At 51.5% G+C, this 21,846-nt stretch carries 22 protein-coding genes, 1 rRNA gene and 1 riboswitch; of the genes, 3 read left to right on the top strand and 20 right to left on the bottom strand.

What is annotated here, in order from left to right; genetic code table 11:
- Nucleotides 1–115, bottom strand: a 16S ribosomal RNA gene (locus tag BZG13_RS11175); the annotation flags it as partial.
- A 715-nt stretch (nucleotides 116–830) separates the two neighbouring features.
- Here BZG13_RS11175 and BZG13_RS11170 point away from each other — a divergent pair.
- Complete coding sequence (locus BZG13_RS11170; RefSeq protein WP_077486678.1) at nucleotides 831–1,313, top strand: RNA recognition motif domain-containing protein; 483 nt, start codon at nucleotides 831–833, stop codon at nucleotides 1,311–1,313.
- On the opposite strand, the gene murI is transcribed toward BZG13_RS11170, so the two are convergent.
- Together murI and BZG13_RS11160 are read right to left on the bottom strand one after the other, a co-directional pair.
- Nucleotides 1,267–2,088, bottom strand: coding sequence for a glutamate racemase (gene murI, locus BZG13_RS11165; protein WP_077486677.1), 822 nt, complete (start codon nucleotides 2,086–2,088; stop codon nucleotides 1,267–1,269). The genes BZG13_RS11170 and murI overlap by 47 nt on opposite strands.
- Before the next feature lie 61 nt (nucleotides 2,089–2,149).
- On the bottom strand, nucleotides 2,150–4,084 hold the full coding sequence (locus BZG13_RS11160; RefSeq protein ID WP_077486676.1) for a TonB-dependent receptor: 1,935 nt from the start codon (nucleotides 4,082–4,084) through the stop codon (nucleotides 2,150–2,152).
- 33 nt (nucleotides 4,085–4,117) lie between these two features.
- A riboswitch (cobalamin riboswitch) is annotated at nucleotides 4,118–4,346 on the bottom strand.
- Between the two features lie 126 nt (nucleotides 4,347–4,472).
- Here BZG13_RS11160 and trmA point away from each other — a divergent pair.
- Nucleotides 4,473–5,579, top strand: a complete 1,107-nt coding sequence (trmA, locus tag BZG13_RS11155; protein ID WP_077486675.1) for a tRNA (uridine(54)-C5)-methyltransferase TrmA — start codon at nucleotides 4,473–4,475, stop codon at nucleotides 5,577–5,579.
- A 119-nt stretch (nucleotides 5,580–5,698) separates the two neighbouring features.
- Here trmA and darG read toward each other — a convergent pair whose 3' ends face one another.
- The 4 genes from darG to fabR form a co-directional block, all read right to left on the bottom strand.
- The gene (darG, locus tag BZG13_RS11150) at nucleotides 5,699–6,739 is read right to left on the bottom strand and encodes a type II toxin-antitoxin system antitoxin DNA ADP-ribosyl glycohydrolase DarG (RefSeq protein ID WP_077486674.1); all 1,041 of its coding nucleotides are present in this window, start codon (nucleotides 6,737–6,739) and stop codon (nucleotides 5,699–5,701) included.
- A 13-nt stretch (nucleotides 6,740–6,752) separates the two neighbouring features.
- Nucleotides 6,753–7,394: a type II toxin-antitoxin system toxin DNA ADP-ribosyl transferase DarT gene (gene darT, locus BZG13_RS11145; RefSeq protein WP_077486673.1), complete on the bottom strand. Its 642-nt coding sequence runs from the start codon at nucleotides 7,392–7,394 to the stop codon at nucleotides 6,753–6,755.
- A gap of 82 nt (nucleotides 7,395–7,476) precedes the next feature.
- Nucleotides 7,477–7,860: a YijD family membrane protein gene (locus BZG13_RS11140; protein WP_077486672.1), complete on the bottom strand. Its 384-nt coding sequence runs from the start codon at nucleotides 7,858–7,860 to the stop codon at nucleotides 7,477–7,479.
- Nucleotides 7,861–7,873: 13 nt separating this feature from the next.
- On the bottom strand, nucleotides 7,874–8,509 hold the full coding sequence (fabR, locus tag BZG13_RS11135) for an HTH-type transcriptional repressor FabR (protein WP_046074425.1): 636 nt from the start codon (nucleotides 8,507–8,509) through the stop codon (nucleotides 7,874–7,876).
- 195 nt (nucleotides 8,510–8,704) lie between these two features.
- Between fabR and sthA the strand changes: the two genes are divergently transcribed.
- Nucleotides 8,705–10,123, top strand: a complete 1,419-nt coding sequence (sthA, locus tag BZG13_RS11130; protein ID WP_077486671.1) for a Si-specific NAD(P)(+) transhydrogenase — start codon at nucleotides 8,705–8,707, stop codon at nucleotides 10,121–10,123.
- A gap of 41 nt (nucleotides 10,124–10,164) precedes the next feature.
- On the opposite strand, the gene cysQ is transcribed toward sthA, so the two are convergent.
- The 13 genes from cysQ to gspD are packed head-to-tail and all read right to left on the bottom strand — an operon-like array spanning nucleotide 10,165 to nucleotide 21,806.
- On the bottom strand, nucleotides 10,165–10,977 hold the full coding sequence (cysQ, locus tag BZG13_RS11125) for a 3'(2'),5'-bisphosphate nucleotidase CysQ (RefSeq protein ID WP_069360814.1): 813 nt from the start codon (nucleotides 10,975–10,977) through the stop codon (nucleotides 10,165–10,167).
- A 3-nt stretch (nucleotides 10,978–10,980) separates the two neighbouring features.
- Nucleotides 10,981–11,535: an ADP compounds hydrolase NudE gene (gene nudE / locus BZG13_RS11120; protein WP_069360813.1), complete on the bottom strand. Its 555-nt coding sequence runs from the start codon at nucleotides 11,533–11,535 to the stop codon at nucleotides 10,981–10,983.
- Nucleotides 11,536–11,577: 42 nt separating this feature from the next.
- Nucleotides 11,578–12,276, bottom strand: coding sequence for a type II secretion system protein N (locus BZG13_RS11115; RefSeq protein WP_158074891.1), 699 nt, complete (start codon nucleotides 12,274–12,276; stop codon nucleotides 11,578–11,580).
- Nucleotides 12,277–12,327: 51 nt separating this feature from the next.
- On the bottom strand, nucleotides 12,328–12,822 hold the full coding sequence (locus tag BZG13_RS11110) for a type II secretion system protein M (protein ID WP_077486669.1): 495 nt from the start codon (nucleotides 12,820–12,822) through the stop codon (nucleotides 12,328–12,330).
- Nucleotides 12,819–14,063: a type II secretion system protein GspL gene (gene gspL / locus BZG13_RS11105; RefSeq protein ID WP_158074890.1), complete on the bottom strand. Its 1,245-nt coding sequence runs from the start codon at nucleotides 14,061–14,063 to the stop codon at nucleotides 12,819–12,821. Before gspL ends, BZG13_RS11110 begins: the two co-directional genes overlap by 4 nt.
- Nucleotides 14,032–15,036, bottom strand: a complete 1,005-nt coding sequence (gene gspK, locus BZG13_RS11100) for a type II secretion system minor pseudopilin GspK (RefSeq protein ID WP_077486667.1) — start codon at nucleotides 15,034–15,036, stop codon at nucleotides 14,032–14,034. Before gspK ends, gspL begins: the two co-directional genes overlap by 32 nt.
- Nucleotides 15,033–15,671: a type II secretion system minor pseudopilin GspJ gene (gspJ, locus tag BZG13_RS11095; protein WP_077486666.1), complete on the bottom strand. Its 639-nt coding sequence runs from the start codon at nucleotides 15,669–15,671 to the stop codon at nucleotides 15,033–15,035. Before gspJ ends, gspK begins: the two co-directional genes overlap by 4 nt.
- The gene (gspI, locus tag BZG13_RS11090) at nucleotides 15,655–16,032 is read right to left on the bottom strand and encodes a type II secretion system minor pseudopilin GspI (protein WP_235614237.1); all 378 of its coding nucleotides are present in this window, start codon (nucleotides 16,030–16,032) and stop codon (nucleotides 15,655–15,657) included. Before gspI ends, gspJ begins: the two co-directional genes overlap by 17 nt.
- Entirely contained in the window at nucleotides 16,013–16,579 is a 567-nt protein-coding gene (gspH, locus tag BZG13_RS11085; protein WP_077486665.1) for a type II secretion system minor pseudopilin GspH, read from the bottom strand. The genes gspI and gspH overlap by 20 nt, the downstream gene beginning before the upstream one ends.
- A gap of 2 nt (nucleotides 16,580–16,581) precedes the next feature.
- The gene (gspG, locus tag BZG13_RS11080) at nucleotides 16,582–17,016 is read right to left on the bottom strand and encodes a type II secretion system major pseudopilin GspG (protein ID WP_077457367.1); all 435 of its coding nucleotides are present in this window, start codon (nucleotides 17,014–17,016) and stop codon (nucleotides 16,582–16,584) included.
- A 28-nt stretch (nucleotides 17,017–17,044) separates the two neighbouring features.
- Complete coding sequence (gene gspF / locus BZG13_RS11075) at nucleotides 17,045–18,280, bottom strand: type II secretion system inner membrane protein GspF (RefSeq protein WP_077486664.1); 1,236 nt, start codon at nucleotides 18,278–18,280, stop codon at nucleotides 17,045–17,047.
- Nucleotides 18,280–19,815 (bottom strand): type II secretion system ATPase GspE, encoded by a 1,536-nt coding sequence (gspE, locus tag BZG13_RS11070; RefSeq protein ID WP_077486663.1) that lies wholly within the window; start codon nucleotides 19,813–19,815, stop codon nucleotides 18,280–18,282. Before gspE ends, gspF begins: the two co-directional genes overlap by 1 nt.
- Nucleotides 19,812–21,806 (bottom strand): type II secretion system secretin GspD, encoded by a 1,995-nt coding sequence (gspD, locus tag BZG13_RS11065; RefSeq protein WP_198935522.1) that lies wholly within the window; start codon nucleotides 21,804–21,806, stop codon nucleotides 19,812–19,814. The genes gspE and gspD overlap by 4 nt, the downstream gene beginning before the upstream one ends.
- Nucleotides 21,807–21,846: the final 40 nt, after the last annotated feature.

Raw genomic sequence — 21,846 nt, 5'->3', positions numbered from 1 at the left:
CCGCTCGACGTCCAGCAAATCCACCGAAGCTTCAATGCTGCCGTTTCCGCTCGACTTGCATGTGTTAGGCCTGCCGCCAGCGTTCAATCTGAGCCATGATCAAACTCTTCAATTTAAGTTTGGTGTTTCCGTAGAAACTGCTCAATGAATACTGATTACTGTTTATCTCCGAAGAGACAAACGAATTGACTGTGATCCTGCTGGCATCCACTTTTGAAAAAGTGAAATCAAAACAGCTCAAGGCTGTACCAACATGAATTGGTCACTCAGTTCATCGAATAAATCTTTTTGTCTATTCTTAACGAGTGCCCACACAGATTGCATAGGTCAAATTGTTAAAGAGCGTTGACGGTGCGAAGCGGCGCTTCGCTTGGTCAGGGCTGCGTATCTTACGCGCCTTACCGTTAAAGTCAAGAAGAAATTTTATCTTTTATTTTCAACCCAACTGGGTGAAGCAAAACCTCTTTTTGACTCCCCTAACGCTTAGCGTTAAGTGGACGGCTATCTTAATCTTTTAAAAACTCACGTCAAGCGTTTATTTTTATTCGATTTTTTGCCTCGACATGTTCGCTGAACGCTTGCCCTGCGTGCCGTGTCGATGTGGGGCGTAGTATAGCGACGCGGATCACACTGACAAGGGATTTTTACGTTTTTTATTTCGACTGAGCAATAATCCACCTAAAATGATGAATAACCAGCGTTTTGAAACATTATTGATACGAGACCTTTACCACAAGGTAACGCTGGCTTGTTTTCTTGGTCTTTTTCACGACATGCATTGCCGGACTGTTGTCATGTCATCACTTTAATTGTTCTATTTAATTACGCTTATGAAATCACCAGTTAATTTTGCTTTAGTCATCTGCATCGCTGTCCTTGGCGCGATTATCGTCAGCCTCATGGACGTCAACTCACCCGCTCTTTCGTTTGCTGTGGGTGCAATACTTAGTGGTCTAGCTTGCCTATATCTTCCTTTACCCAATTTTATTCAGCCAGAGCAAAGGCCATCGACATCAACGCCATCAAGCGAAAAAGAAGAAGAGTCTCCGCAAAGCAAAACGCTATACGTCGGAAACTTACCTTATCGTGCGAATGAAAATGATGTGCGCACACTGTTTAGCGAACATGGAGAAGTGTTTGCCGTTCGTCTTATGAAAGACAAGCGAACCGGCAAGCGACGAGGATTTGGTTTTGTGGTGATGGCCGCCGGGCATGCCGACGACGCCATCAACGCACTCAATAACAATGTTTATGGCGAGCGGACACTTAAAGTCCGTGAAGCGAATGAGCCAAAAAAGCAGGCGAATAGCTGACATCCGTAAAACCTATCGATCGGATAAAGTCCGCTAAAGCATCGGCTTTAATAGGGGTTGCCGTCGCATAAGCATAATGCTTTGACGTCGCAGCGGTGGCCCTTGCGTCGCTATGTAGACTGACCAGCGAAACCACGCGACGCGCAATCGCATCTCCCGAATCAATTAAACGGACTGAGTCACCCACTACTGATTGGATTTCATCACGCAGTAAAGGAAAGTGAGTGCAACCCAGTACGAGGGTATCGACGGTTCCTTTAAGCGGGTGCAATATAGCCGCGAGATCTTGCTGATTCACCGCCTCACCCCGGAGTTTGCGTTCTGCCATATGCACGAGCGCCGTGGTACCGACTGAGACTACCTGGCAATCTTTGGCAAAGTCCGCCACCAGTTGTTCGGTATAAGGGCGGGCGACGGTGGCTGGCGTAGCGAGTAAGCCAATGATTTTTTTCTGACTGATCGCTGCTGCAGGCTTGATCGCAGGCACAACCCCCACGACCGGAAGCGCTAGCTGCTGACGGAGCGTCGGTAATACCAACGTCGATGCTGTATTGCATGCAATGACCACGATATCAATATCATGGTGCGCACACACCGCTTGCACTTGAGCCGCCACCCGTGTGATCAAGCGCGTGTCCTCTAACTCGCCGTATGGAAAAGCTTCGTTATCGAACAAATAGGTGTAGTTAGCGTCAGGTAGCTGCTCTCGCACTGACTGATAAATCGATAAGCCACCCACACCGGAGTCGAAGATCAATATATTGGGCTGCGCCATGGGACACCCATTCAATAAAAAACGCCCTTATCATAACGACAAGGGCGTGGGGAAAGCTAGTTTAGAAAGAGTATCTCGCTTCCAGTGTCAATTGGCGCCCATCACCTGGATAGTAAGCGCCCCATGAATTCGCACTGGAAGGATATTGCTTATCAAAAAGATTATCGACCCTAAATGTCGTTAACCACTGGTCTAGTTCGTACTGCAACGCAAAGTTAGATAGCCAATAGGGGGAGAGCTTTCCTTTACTGTTAGCAGTGTCACCATCTTTATAGCGCGATCCAGTGTAGATACCTTCCAAGGACATAAGGATATCTTGAGTAAAATGCACTGTACTTTGTAATGTAGCGGTGTGCATCGCTACCCACGGCAACGCACTACCTTGGTTATCCCCTTCGGTGAATTCAGCATCAATATAATGGTACTCAGTAGCAACGAGCCACTTAGGGGTAACTTGCACTTGACCTGAAAGGCTGCCGCCATATCGTACCGAGCGATCTGCGTTAACATTCGCACCGCCTGAACCGCCTGATGGCGAGATAGCATTAGAGTCAAATAAGATTTCATCATCAATTTCTAAACGATAAAGATCCGCACCAATTTGATAGTTCTCAGCCTCTTGTCGCCAACCTAGTTCTAGAGAGTTGCCTCGCTGCGGATCTAAACCAAACACACCTGGAGAGGTGTATGCTTGCTCATCCACTTTTGCAAAACGAAAGTTCTGCTCACCACGAATATAAATACGGTTTATATCATCAATAAAATGGTTTACCCCTAACTCTAACGCATTAGCATGTGCTTTTAATTGCTCACCATTTGGATATGTCGCAGCATCCGTTAAGTCATCGGTAACACGTGATTTTCTCCCTCCCAGAACAAGGGTAGTCTGTGAAGACAATGGGTAATGAAGTTGGCTAAACACACTCACTCGTTGCTGACGATTATCCCTGTCTGTAAACAGGGAAAAATAGTCAAAAGTATTGTTGGCATAATCAACGCCAACAATCCAAGTCCCCTCTTCTCCCCCTTTGGCCGCAAATGATTTCTCTCCTGATATAGAGACTGTTAGCTGATCTAACTCGCCTTGACTCGGTGTACTCGGGGCTCTTGCGTTTGTGCTGGTATCCGAATACTGTAAAGAGGTAGATAACTGCCATGCTTCTCCTACACCTTTCTGATAGCCCACATCAAGCGAGCGAGATATTTCATGACCATAGTCTTCAGCGTGAGTACTTTTAAACTGGCGAGGGTCGGCGCGATACTCATTTTCAGTTAGATCGCCTGGCCGCTGGCGATCATCGTCAAAGTAACTGAGTACAGCGTGGAAGCGCTCGCTACCTCGCTGATATTCGACTCGGCTACTCAACATCCCAGAATCTTGCGCGTTATGGTCGCGATAGTTATCTGTTTTCTCATAATCTGCCGAGACTTGATAATGCCAATAATCACTCAGCTTTCCTGATTTGCTAGCATAAGTGCCACGGGTATCGAAGTCTCCAACACGAACACCAACATGGCCTCCCTCTCTGGCTGTACTTTTTAGAATGATATTGATGACACCACCTACCGCTTGGTCACCATATAAAACACCGGCACTACCAGAGAGGATTTCAATACGCTCTACTTGGCTCATGGCAATAGCACCTAGTTGTGGCCCAGATAGATCAGCCTTATTTAATCGCCGACCATCAACTAAGATAAGTGTGTTATGCGCGCTTTGGCCACCAGAAAATCCGCGCATTGCAAAAGAAGCGCCAGAGTTAGTATCCGAAACCTGAATACCTGACTTTCCTCTAAGTAGAGCCGTTATATCTTGCGCACCGCTCTTGCGGATATCTTCTTGAGTAATTACAGCGACGTTTGCGGGTATTTGCGTCAGCGTATCAGCATGATGACTACGCCCTATCACCACCACCGTTTCGGTGTTTTGCTCGGCCCACGCGCTCGCGGGGAGTAATGACGCCGCCACCAGGCTCGCCACTATCTGTTTGTTCATTGGTTGTTCCTTCCTATCGCGAGAATGTGCAGCGACATGCTGCGTCTGTGGGCTGTGTTCGGACTTAAGAGCGTGGCTTTCGCCGCCTACTGCTAACGACTTCCCATCGCATACTATTTATCAGCATTAGCGACAGTGTCTGACCTTGGGTCGGGTTAGGGTCGTTCTCTTACACCGCTGCGCGTCAGTTGCGGACTCTCACCGCATTCCTGTGATCCGTCCTATTGGGTATAGACAGAGCACTGACCCACGCAGGGATAGTAGCCGTCTAGATGGATATTGTCCATTGATAACCTTATTGAATAAGGGAGAATCGTGAGCAAGGGTGGACATAGCTGGGGATTTGTCTAAAATCTGCGCTCATTTTCCAATCGCTGAGGCAGCCATCATGACCAAGGCTCACACCGCCGTTGACTACGACACACAGCTTGCTGAGAAAGTCCAACGACTCAATGTACAACTCGCGCCGTTTCACGCACCTGAGCTAGAAGTTTTTCGCTCACCGGAAACCCACTATCGGATGCGCGCAGAGTTTCGGGTATGGCATGAAGGCGACGACTTGTATTACATCATGTTTGATCCTGCGACCAAGCAAAAATATCGCGTCGATACCTTTCCTGCCGCGAGCCGCTTGATCAATGACCTCATGCCGCTATTAATGGAGGCGATCAAGCCCAACGACGCCTTGCGACGTAAACTGTTTCAGGTTGATTTCCTCTCCACCTTAAGCGGTGAGATCTTGGTGTCTTTGCTTTATCATCGCCAGTTAGATGAAGAGTGGGAAAAGGCCGCGCAAGCGCTTAAACAACGTTTGAACGATGAGGGCTTTAATCTCAACCTGATTGGCCGTGCGCGCAAGCAAAAGAAAGTGCTAGACCGCGACTACGTTTTGGAAAAGCTCAATGCCGATGGTCAGACATTGATCTACCAGCAAATTGAAAACAGCTTTACCCAACCCAACGGACCCGTAGCGGAGAAAATGCTGGAATGGGCCATTGATTGCACTCGCGATAGCCAAGGTGATTTGCTGGAGCTGTATTGCGGGAACGGCAACTTTTCCCTCGCCTTGGCGAAAAACTTTCGCCGCGTCCTCGCCACCGAGCTGGCAAAACCCTCAGTGCAATCGGCGCAGTACAATATTGCCGCCAACAACATCGACAATGTGCAGATTATTCGCATGTCTGCCGAAGAATTCACCCAAGCAATCAATGGCGAGCGCGAGTTCCGCCGCTTAAAAGATCAAGGGGTGACGCTGAGCGACTATCAGTGCAATACTATTTTTGTCGATCCCCCTCGTGCGGGCATGGATGATGAAACCTGCAAAATGGTGCAAGGTTACGATAGGATTTTATATATCTCCTGTAACCCTGAGACTTTGGCCGAAAACCTAGAACGCCTCAGCCAAACACACCGCATTAGTCGCTGTGCGCTGTTTGATCAATTCCCGTTCACCCACCATACCGAAGCCGGGGTGTGGTTAGAGCGCATCGAATAAGGGTTTTACGCTCATTTTTATAAACTAAAAATCGCTCTGGGTACGGCGAGGGATCCGAAAGCGATAAAAAATGGGCATACTGGACATGCCCGTTTTTATTTGCATTAATTAAGGGGACATTACCCACTAAACCAGCACTGACTATCAAGTACTTTTTCCGCAATTGTGATTTGCCTTGGTGTAAATTGCTGCTTTCTTGCGTTCCAAGAATGGACACCTTGAATAATCTTTTCGGTATCTGTTGCTTGTTCATACCGGTTAAGCCAGTGCACTGTAGCAAGAAGCTCTAAGCCCTGTGATGATTCAAAGCCTGCTACTAGTCGAGATACCTTTTCAAACCTCTCCCGCGTATCAGGGTGTTGGTCCAAGAACTTTTGTGCTTCTTCTACCGCTCCGGGTACTAGCTGAAGGACTTTCTCTGGCGCATCGCCACCGTCTGAATAACCAGAGACAAAATGACCTTCAATTGCATTCAACACATGACGCAAATTCTGCGCATAAGGTCCATAGTGCGCCTTTTGATATTGTAAGCGCAGAGGCTCACCGGCTTCTTGCATGAAATACAAAAGCTTGTGCACCTCAAGCAATGAAACCGATGGATCAAGCAAGCCTTTCAGGTAACGCTGCATGAGTTCTATCAATACCGCTCTACCTGCAGTCATCTTTGGCACTTCTTTATGCTTTACCATTCTGTCATTTTGAGGGGCACCTGATGGTTCATAAAGATAAACTTGAACGTCAGTTAGCGGCTTCATCGCTGTTTCGATTTTTTTACGCACTACCAACCAATCCAGTCCACCTAAGCCAGCCCCTAATGGAGGGATGGCAATAGATTTAATGCCTAAACGCTGAATATCTTCAACTAATGCTGCTAAGCCAGATTCGATATCTTCAATTCGGCTTGCGCCGCGCCAATGGCGCYTAGTTGGGAAGTTCACGATAAAGCGAGGGTTTGCCAATTGCCCAGTTTCAAAGATAAACATTTTCCCAGGCTGAACGTATTTGTTTTTACATGCCGCAGAATAAGCTTTGAAGTTATCAGGCCACGCTTTCTTAAACTGCAAAGCAATACCACGCCCCATAACACCGACGCAGTTGACTGTATTGACAATAGCTTCTGCATCAGCGCGCAGTATGTCACCTCGAGTAATTTCGAGCATCTCTACGGCCTCCTCAGTAATACCAGTTAGGGTTAATTGTAACAGGTGGTCTGTGAGCTGCCATTTGCAACATGTTGACTACCTGCTGATGAATGCTTGGTGATTGTACAACAATCGCCTCAACCAAATGCCAAGGAAAACTTCGCTCAATCAAAAACTCGGCTTGCTTCCCTTCTTTACAACCTTGCCACTGTCTCGCATAAATTGCAGGCCAATCCAAGTTATGTAACTGAGCCAAATCGTTTCTATCTTCGAAGTAGTACGAACCTGCATTTGAAAGTGTGAATGCCCAGCGATGACCTTGCTGCTGAGCCCATTGAACGGTTGTGTTTAGATCGGCTTGAAGGTGAATAATCGGCCCCTGCCCACCTTTATAAACCAGTTCATCACTATCTGCTCGATGAATTACATACAACATGATTGAACGAGGACAAAAATAAAACGGTACACATTGTCCGACGTACAAATTCGGATGACTATCCAACGTCAGCTCCGTCAAACGACGCTGTTTAATCGTATTCATACCAATAGTGGTTCCCGCTGTATTTTGAGCAATGATCTGGGCATCGCACAGCAGTCCGTTAGAAACCAGGATAGATTCCAATCGATCCACATGGACAATATGAAAAATTTTAGGCTGTACTGGCACGGGCATTTATCATCCTTTTCAGCTAAACGTAAAAAGGCGTCTTCTCGACGCCTTTTTTGGGTTTCAATCACAGCTGTTTTAGAGGCAATTAGACGTCAGACGCAGTATCGTTTTTCGCTTTGCGGCTGAAAAAGCCCAGTTTGTGGCCGACCCAGAACGATAATGCCATGGCAACCAAAATCGAGAAGAAGTTACCGCCCAGCTCTGGCATTTGCATACGAATAAACGCTGAATAGCCAAATGCCCCCACCAAGAAGCAGGCAAACGCAATCAGCGGCGTGCCTTCAGTCAGCGGCTGGCGTTCGTGAAGTTGGTAGCAAGCGTGCACGGCCAGTACAAACGCAAGAATGGGAAAAATAGAAAACGCCACACCACTGACGAACAGTGTCGCGAGTGTTGCACTTCCACAAATGCCGGTAACCAGTGCCAGCAGCAAAAATTTACGTTCTGATTTCACTTGCTCGTGTTCCATGTCTTCACCTGTTTTATGACAGTTTTTCCTGTAAGGCTCGCCGCTCACGGTCTTTTCGATACCAGTAAGCTCCCTTGGCTATCATGCGCAATTGTAACACCATTCGCTCTGCCAATTCTGCGCGGGCGTGAGGGTCAAGATCAAGCGCTTCCGCACCCATATTGAAGACCAAAATCACACACGCTTCTGACTGATTGTACGCTTCTTCATAGGTGAGCTGCGTACGAGATTGTAAATACTCGGTCAACTCAGCAACAAAATGTTGGATTTCTCGAGCCACGGCAGCACGGAATGCCGAAGAGGTGCCTGATCGCTCGCGCAAAAGTAGCCGAAACACATTGGGGCTGCTTTCGATAAATTCCATAAAGGTTTCTACCGAGGTACGTACCACACTGCCTTCCGCGGCGATCCGCTGACGCGCCTGACGCATCAGTTGTCGGAGCAATAGTCCGCCCTCGTCGACCATGGTCAACCCCAGCTCATCCATATCTTTGAAGTGACGATAGAAAGAAGTAGGGGCGATTCCCGCCTCGCGCGCCACTTCGCGTAGACTGAGGCTAGAAAAACTGCGTTCAGCACTGAGCTGGCTGAACGCCGCATCAATGACAGAACGGCGCGTTTTTTCTTTTTGTTGTGCTCGAATACCCATCGCACTCTACTCATGGTCACCATGGTGTCACTATACGCAATTTTAGCGTTTAAATCAGCCAATCCAGGCAGTGCTCCCCATCGCTATCACGCGGATTGGAACACAGATTTGGCTGCGAAAGTTAACCTTACGGGTAATAAGCGTTAAACTGGTCATAAACAGATGTTGCAATAATGAAAATAAGGTCTGATCCCTATGAGCAAGTCAAGCCCTCGCCCGCAAGATCATTTTGACGCTATCGTAATAGGCAGCGGCCCCGGCGGAGAAGGGGCCGCTATGGGCTTATCCAAAGCCGGTAAGCGAGTCGCAGTGATTGAGCGAGAAAGCACCGTTGGCGGTGGTTGTACCCATTGGGGCACCATCCCGTCTAAAGCACTACGCCACACTGTCAGCCGGATCATTGAATTCAATCAAAGCCCTATCTACACCCAAAACAGTAAGAGTATCCACAGTACCTTTTCTCAAATACTCAGCCATGCCGAGTCTGTGATAGGTAAACAAACCCGCATGCGCCAAGGGTTCTATGACCGCAACCAGTGTACCCTGCTCCATGGCAACGCTGAGTTTGTCAATGCGCATACCTTAACCGTGCATCATAGTGATGGCAGCGCTGATACTTACACCGCCGATCACTTTGTGATTGCCACCGGCTCTCGCCCTTATCAGCCTGCCGATGTGGATTTTTCTCACCCACGCATCTACGACAGTGACTCCATTTTGTCGTTAGCCCATGATCCGCGCCATGTGATGATTTATGGGGCAGGCGTGATTGGCAGTGAATATGCGTCTATCTTCCGCGGGCTCGGGGTCAAAGTGGATTTAATCAATACCCGTGACCGCTTGCTGTCATTTTTGGACAATGAAATCTCTGATGCTTTGTCTTATCACTTTGGCAGTAGCGGTGTCATGATCCGCAATGATGAGACCTATGAGCGCATTGAGGGCACCGACGATGGCGTGATTGTGCATCTGGAGTCAGGCAAAAAAATGAAAGCAGATTGTCTGCTGTATGCCAATGGCCGTGCAGGCAATACCGATAAACTCAATTTGTCCTCAGTCGGCCTGACGCCTAACTCGCGTGGGCAGCTCGACGTTGATAGCGAAAGCTATGCAACAGACGTGGGGCWTATCTATGCCGTCGGTGATGTGATTGGTTACCCTAGCCTTGCCAGTGCCGCTTATGATCAAGGGCGCGTGGTGGCCGAAGCCATTTGCCAAGGCAACGCCAATGTGCGCTTGATTGAACACATCCCCACGGGGATCTATACCATTCCAGAGATCAGTTCGGTGGGTAAAACCGAGCAAGAACTCACCGCGGAAAAAGTACCCTATGAGGTCGGACGGTCTTTGTTCCAACATCTCGCACGCGCGCAAATTGCGGGGATGGATGTCGGTAGTTTAAAAATCCTTTTCCACCGCGATACCCGCGAGATATTAGGCATTCACTGCTTTGGTGAACGCGCCTCGGAAATCATTCATATCGGCCAAGCGATTTTTGAGCAAAAAGGCGAAGGGAATACCATCGACTATTTTGTGAATACCACCTTCAACTACCCGACCATGGCCGAAGCTTACCGGGTGGCGGCGCTTAATGGCTTAAATCGCTTGTTCTGAACGGTAATCAAGAAAACGGCACCTGACGGTGCCGTCAATCATTACGATGCCCGCAGTATCGACGACCACGCGAGCGACTCATCCCCTAACACAATAAAGTTAGGGTTCTGTAATGAGTCCCGTTCGTTGTATGACAAGGCCCCTAGCTCGGTGCTCAGAATACGTCCACCCGCTTGCTCGACAATGCACTGCGTCGCCGCCGTGTCCCACTCCCCCGTGGGGCCTAAGCGCAGATAACAATCGACTGCGCCTTCTGCGACCAAGCAGGCTTTCAGCGCCGCGGATCCTAATGGCACCAAATCATAATTAATTTCAGGTGCCAGCTTTTCGGTGACCGCATGAATATCTTGGCGACGGCTAATAGCGATTGAGATTGATGTGAGCGTCTCTTCTCGCTTCATTGTCGAGATGCGATGCATTTCGCCATCTGGGGTTATTTTCCAGGCCCCTTTGTCTTGGCAAGCATAATAGGTCACCCCGGAGACGGGCGCATACACCACGCCCATCACGGGATGGTTGTCCTCCACCAGCGCGATAATAGTGGCAAAGTCACCGCTGCCCGCAATGAACTCTTGGGTACCGTCTAGCGGGTCAATCAACCAATAGCGCTGCCATTGCTGACGGTCGCTTAATGGCACACCACAGTCTTCTTCCGATAACACGGGGATGTCTGGCGTCAACGCGGTGAGCTTTTCCGTGATCAGCTTATGTGCCGCTAAATCAGCACTGGTCACTGGGGTTTGGTCACTTTTGGTGATCGCTTCAAAATCACCGTCTTGGTAAATATCTAAAATAACCTGACCCGCAGAGCGAGCAATCTCAATTACCTCGGGCAACAACTCAGGCAGTGCCATGCCTCACCTCTCAGATTGTAAGTACTTCAGCGCCATCATTAATGCGGTGATACTGCGCGCTTCACAGAAATCACCGTGGGTGAGTAACTCTTCCGCTTGGGCAAGTGGCCAACGAATGATTTCAAGCGGTTCAGGCTCATCCCCTTCCAGGCTTTCTGGATACAAATCACGTGCCAACATCAGTGTCATGCGGCTGGAAAAGTACGACGGTGCCAGAACAACCTCTTTCAGTGGCACTAGCTCACGGGCACCTTGGCCGATTTCCTCTTTCAGCTCCCGCACCGCGGCTTGCTCGGGCGCTTCACCCGGGTCAATCAGTCCTTTGGGAAAGCCCAGCTCATACTGCTCTGTCCCTGCGGCATATTCGCGTACCAGTAAGAGATCGCCCGATTCGGTCACCGGCACCATCATCACGGCATTACGCCCCGACGGTTTCATCCGCTCATAGGTACGCTCGACGCCATTGCTAAAAATCAGCTCTAGCGACTCCACTTTAAACAAGCGAGAAGCGGCGACCACCTGCTTAGACTGAATGTGAGGAAATTTACGCTGCGTCATATCGTGATTTGCCACCCTTTTTGATAAGCTTATCAGGCCTTGTTAGCCGCGAAAAGAAAAGCGATAGCGTCCTTGATTATCCGGTGCGCCTAACCAAGAGAGAGGTGCTTTCATTGGCTCAGGATAGGCTGGCCCCGGCTTCAGCCATCCTGACACAGAGTATCGCCCAGACGGTGTAATTGACAATGAAAACTTATTACTCAACGACGGGGAATCACCTTGCCCCCGCGCCGCGACACCTTGGCCGTCACAGGCGAGAGAAGCACGCAATGGGATATCATTGAGCCGCCCCGAGGGCAGGGTTAGCCCGGCCTGCTGCCACTGAATCCGTCCCGCTAACTGCTGACACCCTGACTCTGCCAACACCGCCTCGCGCACAATCACATCCAGTCGGCCATCAATAGACACACTCGGCGGCAAGGCCACCGAACGAGTCAGCAGGTGCGCCGGGGCAGAGAGCAAGGTTTGAGAAAGCGTTAGCTCGGTGCCATTAAAGCCCACCACGCCTTTTCCGCTGAGACCTTGCGGGCCTTTAACCTTGATGGCCGTTTCCAGTGTGGCGCGGGTCAATAACCGATGCCAATGGAGATCCCATTGTACTGGGCCGACAGCCTGGTCTTGCCAACGAACTTGCCTGACTTGGCCCTGCCAGACAGTGCCATGGATACCGCTAAGCTGTAGCTCGGCCGGCAAAGGCGCTAAGCGTAGCAGGGTTGCTGGGGCGTGCACTATCGCACTCACAACAAAAACCAACAGACATCCTACTCCTATCAGTACTTTTTTCGCCATGGTTTAACGCTCCAGCTGCAGTCGGTTGACTTTCACCACACCGGCCGTATCGTTCGCTTCAGTGCTTAAGCGAACGACTTGAATCCCGTGTCGCTGCGCCAGTTGCTCTAGCCACCGTAGTAATTGATTAAACGGTAGAGGTTCGAGACCCAATTGCACACTGTCTTCCCCAGGCTGTAACCGTGTAATGGTCAGATTGAACTCACCCGCACTGGCCGCGATCACTTGGTTAAGCGGTTGGTTTCGACTGGCCACCACTTGGCGACTGTGTCCAGACTGTGATCGCAGTTGCATAATATGATTGCGTTTTTGTTGCAGCTCACGGTAAATCTTTCGCTCACTGATCACGGCAGTCCGTGCCTGATCAGCTTGTGTCTGTATCGGCACCACAATGCCCCAATAAAGCACACTTAACAGCAACACACCGCCGGCAACCAACAAAAGCCGCTGCTCGCGCACGCTGATCGACTGCCACTGTGCCTGAATACGTGCGATCATGATTGGCTCCTTAGGGTAAATTCACCGCTGACCGTCTCACCACTGCGATTAAGCTGCCCCAAGTCTGTCGCATAATGCTCACTCAAGGCAGCACGTAAGCGTTCAAATTGGGCGAAATCATTGCCGGTTGCCCGCAGTATCAAGGCGTCGCGACTGGCTTGATAACGCAGTGCCTGAAGCTCGATACCGGGCACCTCTGTGAGTAGGGGGGCTAACTGCGCCAACCAAGGTAAAAGCGCCGCATCATGTTGTTGGTTTTCCAACCGCGCGATCTCTGCATCCATTTGCCGCACCATGTATGAGCGCGTCGGGATCCGCTCATACTGCGGCAAGGTTTGACGAAACAGGGCTTCGCTTTGCGTCCGTAGGGCCTGCGCTTGCTGCTGGGTATCACGAATCGCCAGCCATTGCTCGACACCAAGCAAACCAGCGATAGCGACCAATAGACACGCGGCAGGTAAAAAGGGTTTCAGTGTCTGCTTGGTTTGACTTTGCGGTCGATAATCTCCGGTCAGTATATTGGCCGTCACCGAGTGGCTGTGCGTGGCCAACACGTGCAGCGCCGCCTCTGTATGCCACTCAGATTGAAACGGTAAGGCATGAAAGGGATTGGACGCTTGCCGATCACTTTCACCGTAAGCGTCAATGCTAAGAGCACGAGTCTGCTCAGGCGTGTTACTGTCCGCCTGCGATTGCTGCTGTCGCCACCAAGTCTGTCCCCAAAAGGTGAGCCAGTCCGCCGAGCCTACCACGCCTTGATTGGCCCCCAAACGGCACAACCACTGTTCACCCAATGCCAACAGTGATAATGACTCGGGTTGCCAAGGTATACACAGCACATCGGGGATCCACTGCCGTGCACTTATCCCGGCTTCGTCCAACGCTTGTTGCCAAGCTTGCATTTGCTGATGCGCCACCACGGCCACCTGTGCCGTGTCTGCCTGGGTGTCAACAATACTCACGTGTACCGCTTCCACCTCTTCCGCCAAGGCTTCCTCGAGTAAGTAAGGCACCACCTTGTCGCGCTGGCGCCGAGATCCAGGGGGCAATGTCACCGAGGTTAATGTTAACCAAGTGCTGTCCACCAACACCACCACGGGTCGTGTTTGTGCTTGCTCGGTTAACGCTGACAGTTGCTGACAACAGCCGCTATCCACCACCTGGTTATCACTGGCACGAACCTGCGCCCAATAAACGGGCTGGCTGGCATCACTGATCCTTATTATCAGTCGTTCGCTCACGCATTCCTCCGAACCGACGGCGCACAATGGAAACCTCGCCCTCGTCTTGATAGTGCAATAGTGCCTGGATGTGACGTTGGGCAGAGGCCACCTGCACATCGGCTTGTAATAAAAAGAACTCGCTGGTCACGCTGAGATGGGACACGACTCGCTCTCGCTCGGCGTCATCAAACTCGGGGAGACTCAAGGTGTCGATAAACGCGGCGACACTTTTCCACCCTGCCTCAGGCCGCTGCGCAATCACCTGCTGCGCTTGTTCCACCGGTAACACGGAGGTAAACAATGCAGAAAGCAAAGGCGCTTGCTTCTCGGTTAAGGTATTCACATTGACCTTAAGCTCAGCGCTAGGCAACGCGCAAAGCTGAGGCGAGGCGCGCCGAAACACGTCACCATTCACCCCGCGCACCGCACGCCACTCACTCACATCGGCCAGCAACGCATCCGCCGTCACATACGCAGGCTGGACGCTTTCATAGTGCGCGTCTTCTGCCCCGAGCGACTGATCCAGCTGATTGTTTTCATCAATAAAATCACGGCTTGCTTGCGCGATAACATCCGCTTGATAGCTATCTTCCACATACTGTCCCACCAGCGCCCGCAACACAGTGACCTCATAGGGTGTCGCCCCACTCACTTTGACGCCGCGCAACTGTAAACTATTAAGGTTAAAACAGGCGCTTGCATCTTGTAAGTGCCCACTTACTTTCCCGCCATCCAGCGGAAAGGTTCGAGCTGGCTCTGCCCAGGCCTGACTTAAATTCACCGTCTCACTGCCTGCTAAGCTCTCACGCAATACCGATGCCGCCAACCCCTCAACCGCATTGCCAAACCAGTAGGCTTGCTGAAAATGCAGCTGGTTTTCAGCGCGATGATAGTTGGTGTATAACCGCGACGCCATGCTCCCGGCAATCGCGGTCATCAGCGCCATGATCATCATCAACACTAAAAGGGCCGCGCCTCGCTGCCGACTCATTGCGCCTCCCGCTGCAAGGGAGCCGGCAAGGTTTGCCCAGCCACGAGATAAGTGCGTACTAACTGGCCATAGCGTGGGTGGGTAAAGCGCACTTGAACCGCTTTCGGTAATGCGTGTTTAGTATCGAAACCGTCTTGCCAACTTTGTTTGACGTAGAAGCGAAAGCTCAAATCATCAATATCACTGAGCAGCGTCGCCACCGCGGGCTCATCGCTCGCCGCTTGGTCAGGGTAACGCCAGCGCAAGCGCTCAAGCTTGCCCTCGCGCTGACGGTACCCGACCGCCACCACTTCACCACGCGGAAAGCGCATTTGTGGGTTAATCCAGCCGGTGCGGGTAAAGCGCACGCCCATTGCGTCACTTTGCAGCACGTCAGAGCCAGCCATTAGCAGCTGCTCTGTTGGCGCTTGTCCTTCGACCCGCTGACGTCTTGCCGCCATTTGCCGAAAGTCACTGTCCATGATCACCAACGCGCGCTGCAGTTGCTGTAAGGTCTGCCCCACCTGCTGAGACTGCTCATCACTGCGCTGCACAGTTTGCAGCACCTGGTAGGCGGTCAAACTAATGCTGGCGAATACCACCAACGCCAACAGCACTTCCAATAAGGTAAATCCTCGTTCAACGCGTGGCGACATAGGTCCTCACGGTCACTAACGGGTGATCGGTCTCTGCGGCGGCAGCCACTGACATATCAACCGCACGCAACTGGCCGGTTTCTGTGGCGACTGGCGCCAACTGCCATTGCCATTGTTGCCCCGCCATCTCAGTCGTGCCTTGCGTGGCTTTATCTGGCACTTTAGCGCTGAGCACCACCTCGGCCAGCTGGTTATCCGCCACCATAGCGGCTAAGGTTTTTTGTTCTAAGCGACTCAGTGAGCGGGTGTGTTGCCCCGTGGCTTTCATCACACTCAGCGCCGCCACGGCAAAGATCGCTACCGCGACTAAGACCTCAAGCAAAGTCATTCCCTGTTGTGAGTTAGCGCGCACTAACATCATCACCCTCTCCTGCACGCTGCCAGGTAAACTGCGCCAATTCATTGGCTTTGAGCTGCCAGACCGCACGGCCATCTGTTTCAATCATCAGGGTAAACGGTGTCAGCTCACCATTGGGCAGTAGCCAGATTTGCGGTGGCGCCACTGCCTGCTCATCGTCCTCGTCAAACAAATCCTCAAACAGCGGCTTATCCTCGAACAACCTGTCTTGTTGCTGCCAACCAAAGCCATCCATGGTTAAGACAAAGCGGCTTTGCTCGGGCAAGCGCCCTTGGGTCGCCCAGCGGTCACTGCTGACCGGTTGCCATTGTTCTTGTCCCAACACTAAAAGTTGATAGCGCTGTTGCTCGATACGCACGCCATAGGTACGTCCTTCCAACCAGCTTTGCTCTGCCCACAGCTTCATCCGCTGATACAGTGCTTGACCGGCTTCTTGGGTGCGGGTGTCGGCCGGTTCAGGCCACACCATGATCACGCCCGAGGCGCTCACCGCAACGATGACCACCACCAGCAAGATCTCGAGTAACGTAAAGCCGGCTGCTTGGCGCATGTTTATTGCAGCTCGTTGAGGTTCCAGTTACCAATGTCTTGGTTAACCCCTTCCCCGCCTTCTTGACCATCAGCGCCTAGAGAAAAGATATCGACCACCCCGTGCTCACCTGGGCTGACATAGCGATAATCGTTATTCCATGGGTCTTGCGGTAAACGCTTGATGTAGCCTTGTGCCGGATAATTGCGGGGCACCGGCTCACTTTGCGGCTGGGTCACTAGCGCGTCTAAGCCTTGGTCGGTAGTGGGATACTGGTTGTTATCCAGCTTGTACATATCCAGCGCATTTTCGAGCGCGCTGACATCCGCCACCGCTTTTTTCACCGCGGCTTTGTCTTTGTTGCCCAGTAAGTTAGGGGCAACAAAACTGGCGAGTAACCCAATAATCACCACCACCACCATGACCTCGAGCAGGGTGAAACCTTGTTGACGACGCATCGCTTTCTCCTTGTTTAAATTATTCAAATCACAAACCCACCATGTCATTCATGGCAATGATTGGCATCAAGGTGGCCACCACAATAAAAAGCACTAATCCGGCCATCAGTACAATCATTAACGGGCCAAAAATCCCTAAGGCAACATTCACTTGCGCCTCAAAATCTTTGTCTTGGTTGTCGGCTGCGCGTGAGAGCATCGGCTCCAATTCTCCACTGCGCTCGCCGCTAGCAATCATATGCAGCATCATCGGCGGAAACAGCCCGGATTGGTCAAGCGAAACACGTAAGCTGGCCCCCTCACGCACTTTATCGGCGGCCTCTAATACCCGTTTGCGCACATACTGGTTAGTGATCACTTGCGCGGCAACCTTCATTCCGTCCAACAAGGGGATCGCACTGGCAGTGCAAATCGCTAAGGTACGAGCAAAACGCGATGTATTGAGGCCGCGAGCAACACGGCCAAGAATGGGCAGAGAAAGCTTTTGCTTATCCCAAGCCAAGCGCCTTTGCGTGTCTTTCAGTAACCAACGAATCCCCATACTGACAAGAGCTAGCCCACTGACTACCCACGCGCCCCACTGGGTAATAAAGTCACTGGCGCTTAAGAGAAACTGGGTTGATGCGGGCAGTGATTGCCCGGTTTGGACAAATTGACCGACGATATCAGGCACCACGGTGGCCAACAGGAAGGCGACAATCAACACCGAAAAAAAGGTCAAAATCGCCGGGTACAGCATGGCTTGCAGCAAGGTCGCTTGAATGCGTTGACGGTTTTCCACATAGTCAGCCAGCCGCTCAAGCACAGTGCCCAAATGGCCCGCTTTTTCACCCGCCGAAATCATCGCCCGGTAGAGTTCATCGAACACCTGCGGGTAGTCCGCCAAGGCATCGGCGAGTGTATACCCTTCCATCACTCGCGCGCGCACACTGGTCATCATGCTGCCAATTCGCGGTTTCTCAGCCTGCTCTGCCACCGCTTTTAAGCACTCCTCCAGTGGCATCGCCGCCTCAATCAAGGTCGCCAACTGACGGGTGATTAGCGATAGCTCCTGGGTGCTAATACCGCGTCCGCGCTGACGAAAAAGTGGTTGAGAGGCCGTGCTTTTTTGTGTTGCACGCTGACGGGTCGTGGCCTGGACCTCGAGAGGAGTAAAGCCCTTGTCGCGCAATTGCTGTCGCGCTTGACGTGCCGTATCGGCTTCAATCACGCCCTTGCGTTTACGTCCTCGCGCGTCCAGTGCTTGGTAGTCAAAGGCAGCCATTAACTCTCCTTGGTCACTCGCATCACTTCTTCCAGGGTGGTTTCCCCGTTCAGCACCTTGGCCAAGCCGTCATAGCGAATGCTGGGGCTTTGCGCTCGCACGGCTTCCTCGATGGCATGCTCACCGGCATCATGATGAATCAGCGCTTGTACCTTCTCATCCACGGTCAACAGTTCATGGATCCCGGTGCGGCCGCGATAGCCTTTTTGGTGGCAATGCTCACAACCACTGGGTTTATACAAGGTGATGGGATCGCCTTGATCGGCAAGCCCCACATCCACAAACAATTGTTGCTGTGTGTCGTCGGCTTGATAGGGCACACGGCAGTGTTCACACAGCGTACGAACCAAGCGCTGTGCTAATACCCCGAGTAACGATGATGAAAGCAAGAAAGGCTCAATCCCCATATCGCGCAAGCGGGTCACCGCCCCTATCGCGGTGTTGGTATGTAATGTGGACATCACCAAATGGCCGGTCAGGGAGGCTTGAACTGCAATTTGAGCGGTTTCTAAGTCGCGAATTTCCCCCACCATCACCACGTCAGGATCTTGGCGCAACATCGCACGCAGCCCTCTCGCGAAGGTCATATCGACTTTGGGGTTTACCTGAGTTTGCCCGATCCCGGCTAGATCGAACTCGATCGGATCTTCAACGGTGAGAATATTACGATCCTCACTGTTAATGGTTTGTAACCCAGCATATAGGGTGGTGGATTTCCCCGACCCGGTCGGCCCGGTGACCAACAAAATACCATGAGGCTTGTGAATAAGCGCTCGGAACCCTTGGTGAAGGTCAGGCGCCATACCCAGCTGAGCTAAGTCGAGCTGGACCGCATGCTTATCGAGTAAACGCATGACCACGCGCTCGCCATGGGAGGAGGGCATGGTCGACACCCTGACATCCACCGCACGACCACCAATACGGACTGAAATACGGCCATCTTGCGGTACGCGTTTTTCGGCAATATCCAGCTTGGCCATCACTTTCACTCGAGAGACTAACAAGGGTGCCAGTTTGCGACTCGGCGAGAGCACTTCTCGTAACACCCCATCGACGCGGAAGCGAATCGATAACGCATGCTCAAAGGTTTCAATATGGATATCAGACGCGCTTTCTTTGATCGCTTCCCCCATCATCGCGTTGATGAGCTTGATGATCGGCGCATCATCTTCCGATTCCAGCAGGTCTTCGCTTTGTGGCAATTCCTCCGCAAGAGAGAAAAAATCATCACTGTCTGCATCAGCGCCAATATCCGCCATTAACTGTTGGGCATCGGCGCTATCACGTTGATACAAACGGGTGAGGTGTTGGTCAAAGTCACTGTCCGAGACGATTTCAGGGGCTAAGTTACCCCCTAACACCCGTTGTACTTCTGCTAAGGTCTCTGGCGTTACGGAGGACAAGCACAGCAAGCGCGTGCGCTCGCTACCCTCAGTGTCATTGAGTAATATCACCCCATGACGACGGGCAAAGCCAAACGGTAATTGCCAGGCAGCGTTTGGATCTCGGCTGAGCTCTGTCGCGCGCTCGCTCATCCTGCTAGCTCCGCTTTTAGCGCGCGTACCTCGGCAGGCATCACCGCCTCGCTGTTGTAGTCCGGCAGCACCGGTTTCTCAGCGTCGGGCATCAGCTTCACACCCTCTTGGGCGCGCTGTAATTGCTCGGCGCGGATATAATTGTATTTACGCTGCGTCACACCATCCGCGGTCAAACCAGTACGGATAATGGTCGGCTTAATAAACAGCATCAGGTTTTTCTTTTCGGTTTCGGTCGAGGTCGACTTAAACAAATGCCCTAACACGGGAATATCCCCTAACAGTGGCACCTTGGATTCACTTTCGACCGTACGTTCGTCAATCAAACCACTTAGCACAATCATCTGTTGGTCACCCACCATCACAGAGGTGGTCAACTGGCGCTTACCAAAACGCACATCCACTGCGCCACTGGCACCCAATACATTGGACACTTCCTGCTCAATATCCAATAGCACCGCCGAGCCTTCATTGATTTGCGGGGTCACTTTCAGTTTGATGCCCACATCTTTACGCTCAACGGTTTGGAACGGGTTGTCATTGTTCGAGCCCGTTTGCGAGCCGGTGATGACGGGCACTTCTTCCCCCACCACAAACGAGGCTTCTTGGTTATCCAGTACCATCAGATTGGGCGAAGACAGAATATTGGATTCATTGTTCGAGGCCACTGCCGTCACCAAAGCGGTCCAATCGCCCATGACCACGCCAGCCGCCAAGCCATTTAAGCCACCTAAGACTTCATTAAGCGCCGAGTAGTCGCCTGATTCGGTTACTTCGACTGGCGTTTCAACACCGTCGATGACACGCGTTTCCGTGCGCGTTCTATCTTTAGTGGCTTCTTGCCCGCCGAGGTAACTCGAAATGCCGACACCTGTGTTATTAAACTGAATGCCGCCGTTTTCCAGCGAGCCCCACTGTACGCCGAGGTTCGCCCCATCGGTTTCCGACATTTCCACAATCAGCGCTTCAATCAACACTTGTGCGCGGCGAATATCGAGCTGGGAAATCACGCTTTCAAGGGTTTTTAAAATATCGGGCGGGGCGGTAATTACCAGTGAGTTGGTCCCTTGATGCGAGGAGATTTGTACTGCTTGATCATTCACGCTCGGCTTGGCGTTTTTCTCTTTTTCTTTCAAAAGATTATCCGAAACGCCCTGTAATACATCTACCACGTCTTCCGCTTTGGCGTAGCGAAGATAAATCACGCGACTATTGCCCGTGGTCGCCATTTCTTGGTCGAGTTGTTTGATAAGTTCAATCACCCGTTCACGGACTTTAGGCTCACCAGAAACCAACACCGCATTCAGCCGTTCATCGGCGACAATGCGTGGTTCTAATAGCTCAGGGCGGGTGTTAGCGTTATCACGCTTATTGAGGGTGTCGACAATCCGCACCATTTCCGCGGCTGACGCGTGATCAAGGCGCACGACTTCGACTTTTTTATCACCAGCCTGATCGACGCGCTGAATAATATCGGTTAAGCGATTCACCACCGCGGCACGTCCGGTAATCATGATCACATTGGCCGGATCGTAGTGCACCACATTTCCCGCCCCCGCATTATTGATAAGCTGACGTAACAGCGGCGACAACTCACGTACCGAGACGTTTTTCACCGCCACCACTCGCGTGACTACCTCATCGCCCACCACGTTTTCAGCTTCACCGACCACAGGCACGGGCGAGGTTTTGGCATCTTTGTCACGTACCACCTTGACGACGCCGTTATCCATTTCCACCACCGCAAAGCCATACACTTCTAGGACATTGAGGAAAAACTGATAGTACTGCTCCTCAGTCAGGGTGTTATAGCTGCGGACGTTGACCGTGCCTCTTACGGAGGGATCGACAATGATGGTCTTTTCTAGGTTACGGCCCACAATTTCAATAAATTCCTGAATGTCAGTGCCTTTAAATGATGCACTGAATTCCGCCGCGCTCGCCGACAGCCCAGAGAAAAGAAAAGTCACAGCGATGAAATAGGGGATCAGTCGTTGCCTTAAATTCACGTCACGCTCCTACTGCCGCGCG

Source organism: Salinivibrio sp. ML323, assembly GCF_001995745.1.
GTDB lineage: Bacteria > Pseudomonadota > Gammaproteobacteria > Enterobacterales > Vibrionaceae > Salinivibrio > Salinivibrio kushneri.
Note: the sequence above shows the minus strand (reverse complement) of the source record. Positions and strands in the feature narration are given on the sequence as shown.